This window comes from Clostridium sp. YIM B02569 (genome assembly GCF_022320765.1).
Taxonomy (GTDB): domain Bacteria; phylum Bacillota; class Clostridia; order Clostridiales; family Clostridiaceae; genus Clostridium; species Clostridium beijerinckii.
Map to the genome: position 1 here is coordinate 48,322 of NZ_JAKJJX010000035.1, position 9,567 is coordinate 57,888.

Genomic DNA, 9,567 nt, shown 5'->3' on the forward strand with positions numbered 1-9,567 from the left:
AAAGTTTTAGCAAATTTGTAAATACATTAATCTAATAAGTTGAATTCTTAAATTAGATATCTACATTTCTTTATACAATTTATAATCTTAACTTTAGGTTATTACCAATAACACATCATTTAAATTAATATATCTTTTATAAAAAAACAGCATCCCCCATAATTTTTATAAAAAATTATGTAGAATACTGTTTAATGGATGTTATCATCCTTTGTATTTATGAATACTTGATATTAATACAACTTAGTATTTTCAATATTTTTAAAGTTTTCTACCCATTATCACACCCATGGCTGATGCCATCATAAGTCCCCTAGTCCAGCCACTTGAGTCACCTAAACAATGTAAGCCTTTTATATTAGTTTCGAAATTTTTATCTAAATCAATTCTATTACTGTAGAATTTTATTTCTGGACCATATAATAATGTTTCTCTACTTGCAAATCCTGGGACTACTGTATCCATAGCTTGTATAAAGTTTAGAATATTTGTCATAGTTCTATATGGCATAGCTGATGTTAAGTCTCCTGCTTCTGCATCTGGTAATGTATGTCTAACGTTTGATTCATACAATTCCTTTTCCCAAGTTCTCTTACCATCTAATATATCGCCATATCTTTGAACTAATATTTTTCCATTTCCCAACATATTAACAAGTTCTGCAACCTTCTGCCCATATTCAATTGGTTCATTGAAAGGAGCCGAAAAATTATGTGAACTTAAAATTGCTAAGTTTGTATTATCAGATTTCTTATCTTTATAAGAGTGACCATTAACTATTGCTAAATCATTATCATAATTCTCTTGACTTACAAAACCACCTGGATTTTGGCAGAAAGTCCTAACTTTATCCTTAAATGGCGCTGGATGCCCTATAAGTTTAGATTCGTAAAGTACATTATTTACACTTTCCATTACTTCATTTCTGAGCTCAACTCTAACACCTATATCAACTGGTCCTGCACTATGATTTATCTTGTGCTCAATACACATGTCTTTTAACCAATCAGCACCTTTTCTACCTGTTGCTACAACTACTTTATCTGAAAACATTTCTTCATCATTACTTCTAGTTAATGAATCTGTTATTAATACCCCAGATACTTCATTGTTTCTTATCAAAAGATTTTTAACTGTTGTATCAAATTTAATTTCAACGCCAGCATTTAATAGATGTTTTTGAATCTTCAAATATATCTCTTGAGCTTTTTCAGTTCCTAAGTGTCTTATTGGACAATCTACTAATTTTAATCCACCTTGTATTGCTTTTCTTCTTATTTCTTTAACTGCTTCATTATTTCCTACACCTTCAACTTTAGTATCTGCTCCAAAGTCCAAATAAATTGAATCTGTATAATCTATGTATTCTTGTATCAAATCAGCTCCTGCAAGTTCAGGTAGATCTCCACCTACTTCATAGCTTAAAGATAGCTTTCCGTCTGAAAACGCTCCTGCGCCAGAAAATCCAGTAGTAATATGACAATAAGGTTTGCATGATACACACTTTTTAGTTTTATCTTTTGGACAATGTCTCTTGTCAATACTCTTTCCTGATTCAACTAAAAGGATTTTGGATTGAGGTTTTTGTTTCTTTAGTTCATATGCAGTAAATATTCCTGCTGGACCAGCACCTACTATTATTACATCATAATTCATTCTTATCTCTCCTTGACATTAAATATAATTTTTAAGTAGACACTTATAGTCCTATAGCAATTTACGGTAGCTTGGTAGAAACATCCGACCCTTATTATCAGATTTATATAAGTGAATATTATTAACTTTTTTTCAAAAATAGTTCTTATTACTAGGTAATTTTAGCTTATATATCAATAAAAATCAATAACAAATTATTTTTTTCTTCTTTTTTTTCTCACAAACACGAACATTAACCTAAACACAAAGAATAAAGCTCTCATCTATATGATTGTATTCCCTTATAAAAATTAAAATTTATTGTATTTCAAATTGATAAAAACCACCAAAATCATAAATTGTGATTTTAATGGTTTCTTACATACAAAAATAAAGTTATTATTTTACTATAGATTTTCTTTCTCCAACTGGCAATAATAATCCAGACTTTGATAAAACAGGTCTTATAGCATTATAAATAATACTTACTAATATTACTGATACTACTGCATTAACAAAGGTTGCAAATACACTTATTTTTGCTAAAACTGCTGCCATTTGCTGTGGCTGCCCAAGAATATATTGTTTATAAAAGTATCCAGCTATGGGATCAAAAACAACATTAAAAGCTAATCCTCCAATTGCAGCAATAATAGTCCATTTAGCTATATACTTTTTATCGCTACTTTCATCTATTTTTGCATATTTATGAGCAATTAAACCAGTTATCAAGCCAATACATAACTTTAAAATAAAAGTTTTAGGTGCTCCAATTGCATATGTTGGATCTAGTAGATCTGATATTGTCATGCCTATAGCCCCTGACAATCCGCCATACCATCCTCCTAAAAGTAATGCTGCTAGTACACAAAATGCATTTCCAATGTGAAGCGAAACCGCATCCTCACCAACAGGTATTTTTATCGAAAGAAAAGTAAATGATACAAAGCATAATGCCGCAAGGACACCTGTCTGAATTACTTTTACAATTCTTGAATTCTTATTTTCCATATAATAGTCCCCCTTATTGTATTATTCTATCTTCATAGGAAAATGTTGTGATTATTATAACACTACAAGAGTTCTCTAGCAATTGTATGGGTTCATTTATATTTCACATTGCATCTTTTATTATATGAAAAATAGAGGCTCCCCTAAATCGTAAATTAGCGGAGTCTTATAATCAGAATTCTTTATTTTAATTACAATATATTTATTGAATTTAGCTTACTTCTCAATTGTTAAATAATAAATATTGCAACTATTGTTGTAATGATTAATCCTATAACAACCGGTTTGAGGTTCTTTTTAGCTAATTCAAATGCATCTACACCGCAAATCGCTGCTACTGGTATTAGTGCCCATGGAATTACGGTTCCTCCACCTACCCATATTCCTGCAATTTGTCCTAAAGCTGTTAACGTTGCTACACCACCACCCAAAGCAGTTGAGAATATTTTTGAAATGGATCCTACCAAAGATATTCCTGAAAAACCTGATCCATCTAATCCTGTAATTGCTCCAACCACTGTAAGTGTACCGGCGGAAATAGTTGAGTTTATCGGAACATTATTTGCAAGTGCAGCACCCAAATCATTAACTATTCCGTTTGAGCCTTCGGGAAGTATCTTTCCAAATATATCAGTAAACGCCAAGTCACCTAAATAAAAAAATGCAGCTATTGGTATAACAACTCCAAATATTTTGAAACCAAACTGGAGCCCTTTAACAAGATTATCAGTAATTTTATCTAGGGATTTTTCTTTATAAGCTAGTATTGAAATTAAACTTAGGATAAATATGGCAGTTCCTCCAATGAGCGCTGTTGCATCACCACCTTGTAATTTAGCAATATACATTATAAAAATATCTAATGCAAATAGTACAAGAATTAATAACGCTAAAAACCTTCTTATTTTTTTTGAAGAAATAAGCATTGAAGAACTTGAAATTGATGTTGAACTTTCTATTTCCTCATATTCACTAGGCAGCTCTCCTGATTTAATCTCCTTTCTAAGGAAATAAAATGCAGCCACAGTTGTAACTATTCCCATTGTTAGTTCAAGTGGAATACTCGCAGATATAACCTCAGAAACCGGTATACTTGCTGCATCGGCAGTAAGTTTTGGTGCTGCCTGAATTATATAATCGCTTGACAAAGCTATACCATGTCCAAATAAATTCATTGAAATAGCTACTCCCATAGCTGGAAGTCCAGCTTTCTTAGCAATAGGTAGAAACAATGCCCCTATAAGTGCAACTGCTGGAGATGGCCAGAAAAACCACGATAAAACCATCATAAAAATTCCAATTACCCAATAAGCAATCCAATAATTTTTAATCACTTTTCTAAAAGGAGACACCATCTCATCATTTATTCCAGAGTCCATTAATGTATTACTCATTGCTGTTATTATTGATATTATAAAAATTGTTGGCATCAATTCCTTTGCTGCATAAACAAAACTATTAAATACTCCCATTACAGATTTATAAATTGATTCTGTTCCTGCCAATCCCAGAATAAAAATGCCTAGTATACATAAAAGAGAGATATCTTTCTTCTTCACCATAGCCAATATAATTATAATGATAAAAATAAGATAAATATAGTGAAGCGGTGTTAATACTAAGTTAATCATATATTTCTCCTATAAAAGTTCTTATACTTATAAATTATGTGGGAAATATATGCTTAGTTACTATATATTAAACAATTGTCAACAAATATTTTTTATTTAGCAATTCCTTATTATTTCTATCAGTTATTTATAAATCATCCCAATAAATCTTCTCTGACTTTTCATCTGCTTTTGAATGTTTATCAAACACTTTGACTATTATGGCTGATAACAAAAAGCCAATTACTCCACCTACGATTTGAAAAGTTCTATTAGAAGCCACCTGCATATTTTCACCTATTATTCCGCCTATAAAAGCTCCTATAAATACCAGCATTATTGGCAAAATGAAAATCATGAACGCAGCTAGTATCATACTTGTATTTTTCTTTTTTGTCTTTAAATTTGAGCCATTTTCTAAATCTCTCATAAAATCCCTCGCTTTCATATTAATATGTTTATATAAACGTTTATTAACTTGTTTTACCTGCATGATAATATTTTCAAATTAAAATATATCCCATTCTAATTATATATTTTAATCCCAATACTTGTCTTCTATAATTTCATATTATCACCAATCATTGTAAAAACAAACAATAAAAAATAGACTTGGTGAAATTATTAATTACCAAGTCTATGAAATATTTATATTACAAACAATTATTAATTAAATAAACAAGTTTAGTCCAGAACCTTCTGTTGATCCTAAATATGAAGCAACTCCACCAATTTCAACCCCATCAATAAATTCTTCTTTTTTAATCCCCATTAACTCCATGCTCATAGAACACGCTCCCACCTTAACTCCCATATCTATAGCATTTCTTATTAATGTTTCTAATCTATCAACTTAAAACGCCAAAACTATCTAGGCAACCTTTTTTAAGTTATCCATAAATTTTATTGGAATATAAATTTCTAAAGAATAAAAAAGAGTTGTAAGAAAATCTTACAACTCTTAATAAAATAATATTATCTTCTATTATTTTGTTCCTTCTTAATTCTTCTGCAAGATATACATCTTGTAGGTTCATTAGTAAATCCCTTTTCTTGGTAGAATTCTTGTTCCCCTACAGTGAAAACAAATTCTTCTCCACAATCTCTGCATACTAAAGTCTTATCTGTCATATAAAGTTCCTCCTTTAACTAAAGATTAATATATTGATTCATATAATTCTCTAAAGGAGAAATTTACATATCTATAAAAAACCTTTTATTTCATTTACAATATTCATTATAACATACTTCAGTAAAATAGCAAACTTTTTAACTTAACTTTTTAAATTCATTGAGATATCCAATAACTCAGAAGCCTCATCACTTGTTAAACATTTTGCTTGAGCAATCTCTTCTACTACAATTTTCTTTATATGATTTAGCATTTGTTTTTCACTTGAATTTAAACTATGCCATCTTTTCAATTGTGTTAAATCAAAGATAACTTCAATAAATTCATCAAATGTGCCTGATTTCATTTTTATTTTACTTATATTCCTTCTTTCTTTATAATTAATTTTAGAAAATTTTTCTGCTTCTGTCATAAATCTATCCAAATGTTTTAAACTATTCTCTAATGTTTTAATATCGCTCACTAACCTTATATTGAATGTATTTGCTGCACTAATAGGTAAAGTTAATTTCATGGTATTATTAATTAAGTGTATTATATAACATTTTATTTTCTCACCTTTGAGTTCCTTTTCTTCAATAACATCAATTATTCCTATTCCTTGACTTGGGTATACAACCTTATCTCCTATGTTAAACAAAAAATGACCTCCTCACATGTAATAGAATTAATAAAACTAAATTATATAAAATTTTAATATTGTAATTATCTAGATAATACATATAAAATTAAGCGCTCTAAAAGAGCATTTTAAAATGCCTACTCATCTTATGACCATTGTAGTTATAAAAAGTTTTTACTTTCTAGCATGGTACTTATTTCAAAATATAAATCTAACTTTTAGCATTTTTTATCCGTACCATCATTTCTCTACATAAGTCCTTTTTTTAATTAAATTCTACATATTACCACTCTTTCATAAAATAAGATTTTTATTATCTAAATATATATTATGTAAATTTCGTATAAAGATACATATGTTTTATTAAAAGAAGCAGATTTTTCAATTTATTGTTTTCATATAGTTAATTTTAGAGTATAATAAGTTTGAAAAAGGAAAAACTGATGTGTAAAGTACATAAATCATTTTTCCTAAGCTATTATAGTTATTATAATAAATATACAAGTATACGGAGGTCGTAAAATGTTAACATCAGCTAAAGAAATGTTAAACAAAGCTAGACAAGGAAAATATGCAGTTGGTCAATTCAACATCAACAACTTAGAATGGACTAAAGCTGTATTATTAACTGCACAAGAAAATAATTCACCAGTTATCTTAGGTGTATCTGAAGGTGCTGGAAAATATATGACAGGATATAAGACTGTATCTGCAATGGTTAAAGCAATGATCGAAGAATTAAACATTACTGTACCAGTTGCTTTACACTTAGATCACGGCAGCTATGAAGGTGCAAAAAAATGTATCGAAGCTGGATTCTCATCAATCATGTTTGATGGATCTCATTATCCAATAGCTGAAAATATAGAAAAGACTAAAGAATTAGTTGCTATAACTAATGAAAAAGGACTTTCTTTAGAAGCAGAAGTTGGTTCAATTGGTGGAGAAGAAGACGGAGTTATAGGTAAAGGTGAAGTTGCTGATGCAAATGAGTGTAAGCAAATAGCTGAATTAGGAGTTACTATGTTAGCTGCTGGTATTGGAAACATTCATGGAAAATACCCTGCAAACTGGGCTGGATTAGATTTTGAAGCATTAGCTAAAATTGAAGAAGCTGTTGGAACTTCTATGCCATTAGTATTACATGGTGGTACTGGAATTCCTGAAGATATGATAAAGAAAGCTATATCTCTTGGAGTAGCTAAGATCAATGTTAATACTGAATGCCAATTATCATTCCAAGAAGCTACTAGAAAATATATTGAAGCTGGAAAAGATTTAGAAGGAAAAGGATTTGACCCAAGAAAGTTATTAAATCCTGGATTCGAAGCTATCAAAGCTACAGTTAAAGAAAAAATGGAATTATTCGGTTCAGTAAACAGAGCTTAATTTCATTGGATATAAGGAGCACTATATTTAGTGCTCCTTTTTATTTTAAATTAGTATTTCAATCAAATTCCTCTCTGGATCTAAAACAGTGCCTTTATAAATATGTTTTCTAGTATTGATATTGAATCTATAATTACTTTTTCTCTTTTTTTAATATAAAAATTGTCATGTGTGTTTTCAAGTATCCTATTATAGTCATTATCAACTATAAACTTACTTAAAATCTCAATTCTATCATTTCTATTCAATTTATATTTATCCAAAATTCCTACAATATCTCCTATTTCACTATTAAAACTTTTAAGATTAGAACCTCTTTTGATATTTGCTAACCTCGAAATGCAACCTGTATCATTAATAATTTCAATGTTTGATAACCCCTCAATTTTATTTTTCCTTGCCCCATCTTTTAAAATATTTAATATATAAATAAACATTTTTACATCTCCCCAATAAGAATAAAACTCAAATTTAATTATACGTTTACATTGAATAAAATTCAAGATTAATATAAAATTTATTAACTGTATTTTAAATATTACTTCTACATCTATATTTGTTTTTCCTTCCATTTTCTTATTTTTTTCTATTTTAATTTAACTTATGCTGAATTTTAGTATTAATATATGCAAATAAATATATAATAATATATAATAGATATTTTTGCAATTTGGAGGTGTCTTAATGAATAATAAATATAATGATTTATTCGATGAGTTAGTTAAATCATATTACAATGGTAATTTTGATGAAACTCTTAAACGTATTATGGTATGTCACAAAAAGTCTCCACAAGAAACTTTTGAGATTATTAGATCGTTGTGTGGAGTTGATATGGAGTTCGATAATAATTATGTATATAATCTAAAAAAAGCAATTACAGAATATACAGTTAATACAAGATTAATTGAAAAACTTAAAGGCTGTGATGAATCATGTCCTAGAAATGAAGACGGTAAATTTAGCTGTCAGGTTGCTTGTCCTTTTGATGCCATTCTTTATGATGAAGAAGAAAGATCAACATACATAGATAACGATAAATGTCTAAATTGTGGTGTATGCGTGGATTCATGTAAGCATGGATTAATATTAGATAAAGTTTATTTTCTTCCCGTTTTAGATTTAATGCAGAACAATAAAAAAGTCTTTGCTGCAGTTGCTCCTGCTATTAGCGGGCAATTTGGTACTGAGGTCACTATGGATCAAATCAGGGCTGCTCTTATAAAAATAGGTTTTACTGATATGATCGAAGTTGCCTTTGCAGCAGACGTATTAACAATAAAAGAAGCTGTTGAATTTGATAAACATGTGAATGGGCCTAAAGACTTGATGATTACTTCATGCTGCTGCCCTATTTGGATAGGAATGCTTAGAAAAGTTTACAAGGAACTTGTTCCTGATTTATCCCCATCGGTTTCACCTATGGTTGCTGCTGCACGAATGATAAAAAGTCTTGATTCCGATGCAAAAGTAGTTTTTATAGGTCCATGTATTGCAAAAAAAGCTGAAGCTAAAGATAAGGATTTAAACGATGCAGTAGATTTTGTATTAACATTTCAAGAGCTTGACGAAGTATTCAGAACTTTAGACATAAAGCCTGGTGATTTGGATGGTGTACCATCTGTTGAGTACGCTTCTAGAGGCGGAAGATTATACGCCCGCAGTGGTGGCGTTTCAATTGCTGTATCAGAAACAGTTGAAGAACTTTTCCCTGAAAAGCACAAGTATTTTAAAGCTGCAAAAGCCTCTGGAGTAAAAGATTGCAAAGAACTTCTTGAAAACGCTCTAAATAGAAATGTTGATGCAAACTTCTTAGAAGGAATGGGATGCGTTGGCGGATGCGTTGGTGGTCCTAAAGCAATAATTCCTACAGAACAAGGTAAGGAATCAGCCGATAAATTTGCTTATGATTCACCTATAAAGGTTCCAGTTCATAGTAAAGTACTTGATGAGGTATTAAATAAACTTGGTATAAATTCAATAGATGACTTTCATGATCATGAAAAAGTAAGTATTTTTGAACGTGAGTTTTAACCTAATTTTATCTTGACTTCTTAATCTATAATTTCATCTGAATGCTAATTAACATAAATATTTATACTATAATAGTGCAAAAATGCTTGAATAATTTTACAACTGAATAAAATAAAAAAACATTTATGATAAAT

The 9,567-nt window shown here is 29.6% G+C and carries 9 protein-coding genes, 1 pseudogene and 1 riboswitch; of the genes and pseudogenes, 2 read left to right on the forward strand and 8 right to left on the reverse strand.

From position 1 onward, the window contains the following. Positions 1 to 261 precede the first annotated feature (261 nt). The 7 genes and pseudogenes from L3B96_RS24245 to L3B96_RS24275 all read right to left on the reverse strand — a co-directional run bounded on the left by L3B96_RS24245 (position 262) and on the right by L3B96_RS24275 (position 6,028). A complete protein-coding gene (locus L3B96_RS24245; protein ID WP_238948794.1) occupies positions 262 to 1,656 on the reverse strand; it encodes an FAD-dependent protein in 1,395 nt (464 codons plus the stop codon). Positions 1,657 to 1,682: 26 nt separating this feature from the next. Beyond that, positions 1,683 to 1,787, reverse strand: a riboswitch (purine riboswitch). A gap of 247 nt (positions 1,788 to 2,034) precedes the next feature. Further along, the gene (locus L3B96_RS24250) at positions 2,035 to 2,646 is read right to left on the reverse strand and encodes an ECF transporter S component (protein WP_012058140.1); all 612 of its coding nucleotides are present in this window, start codon (positions 2,644 to 2,646) and stop codon (positions 2,035 to 2,037) included. 230 nt (positions 2,647 to 2,876) lie between these two features. Continuing rightward, positions 2,877 to 4,277 carry a hypothetical protein gene (locus L3B96_RS24255; protein ID WP_238948795.1) on the reverse strand — a complete coding sequence of 467 codons (1,401 nt, stop codon included), beginning with the start codon at positions 4,275 to 4,277 and terminating at the stop codon, positions 2,877 to 2,879. A 127-nt stretch (positions 4,278 to 4,404) separates the two neighbouring features. Further along, positions 4,405 to 4,686, reverse strand: coding sequence for a SoxR reducing system RseC family protein (locus L3B96_RS24260; RefSeq protein WP_012058138.1), 282 nt, complete (start codon positions 4,684 to 4,686; stop codon positions 4,405 to 4,407). 240 nt (positions 4,687 to 4,926) lie between these two features. Then, positions 4,927 to 5,109: pseudogene (locus tag L3B96_RS24265) on the reverse strand (DsrE/DsrF/DrsH-like family protein); the annotation flags it as partial. Between the two features lie 122 nt (positions 5,110 to 5,231). Next, entirely contained in the window at positions 5,232 to 5,387 is a 156-nt protein-coding gene (locus tag L3B96_RS24270) for a zinc-ribbon domain-containing protein (RefSeq protein WP_012058137.1), read from the reverse strand. A gap of 143 nt (positions 5,388 to 5,530) precedes the next feature. Beyond that, on the reverse strand, positions 5,531 to 6,028 hold the full coding sequence (locus tag L3B96_RS24275) for a CarD family transcriptional regulator (protein ID WP_012058136.1): 498 nt from the start codon (positions 6,026 to 6,028) through the stop codon (positions 5,531 to 5,533). A 504-nt stretch (positions 6,029 to 6,532) separates the two neighbouring features. Between L3B96_RS24275 and fba the strand changes: the two genes are divergently transcribed. Further along, positions 6,533 to 7,399, forward strand: a complete 867-nt coding sequence (gene fba / locus L3B96_RS24280) for a class II fructose-1,6-bisphosphate aldolase (protein ID WP_012058135.1) — start codon at positions 6,533 to 6,535, stop codon at positions 7,397 to 7,399. An 80-nt stretch (positions 7,400 to 7,479) separates the two neighbouring features. On the opposite strand, the gene L3B96_RS24285 is transcribed toward fba, so the two are convergent. Continuing rightward, on the reverse strand, positions 7,480 to 7,836 hold the full coding sequence (locus tag L3B96_RS24285) for a hypothetical protein (RefSeq protein ID WP_065418015.1): 357 nt from the start codon (positions 7,834 to 7,836) through the stop codon (positions 7,480 to 7,482). Positions 7,837 to 8,083: 247 nt separating this feature from the next. Between L3B96_RS24285 and L3B96_RS24290 the strand changes: the two genes are divergently transcribed. Then, a complete protein-coding gene (locus tag L3B96_RS24290; protein ID WP_012058133.1) occupies positions 8,084 to 9,433 on the forward strand; it encodes a [Fe-Fe] hydrogenase large subunit C-terminal domain-containing protein in 1,350 nt (449 codons plus the stop codon). Positions 9,434 to 9,567 lie beyond the last annotated feature (134 nt).

What these genes read in the sequence shown, in the direction of transcription:
- L3B96_RS24260 (WP_012058138.1), bottom strand. Translation starts at nt 4,686, where the DNA reads ATGAGAGATTTAGAAAATGGCTCAAATTTAAAGACAAAAAAGAAAAAT.
- L3B96_RS24290 (WP_012058133.1), top strand. Translation starts at nt 8,084, where the DNA reads ATGAATAATAAATATAATGATTTATTCGATGAGTTAGTTAAATCATAT.
- L3B96_RS24245 (WP_238948794.1), bottom strand. Translation starts at nt 1,656, where the DNA reads ATGAATTATGATGTAATAATAGTAGGTGCTGGTCCAGCAGGAATATTT.
- L3B96_RS24285 (WP_065418015.1), bottom strand. Translation starts at nt 7,836, where the DNA reads ATGTTTATTTATATATTAAATATTTTAAAAGATGGGGCAAGGAAAAAT.
- fba (WP_012058135.1), top strand. Translation starts at nt 6,533, where the DNA reads ATGTTAACATCAGCTAAAGAAATGTTAAACAAAGCTAGACAAGGAAAA.
- L3B96_RS24250 (WP_012058140.1), bottom strand. Translation starts at nt 2,646, where the DNA reads ATGGAAAATAAGAATTCAAGAATTGTAAAAGTAATTCAGACAGGTGTC.
- L3B96_RS24270 (WP_012058137.1), bottom strand. Translation starts at nt 5,387, where the DNA reads ATGACAGATAAGACTTTAGTATGCAGAGATTGTGGAGAAGAATTTGTT.
- L3B96_RS24255 (WP_238948795.1), bottom strand. Translation starts at nt 4,277, where the DNA reads ATGATTAACTTAGTATTAACACCGCTTCACTATATTTATCTTATTTTT.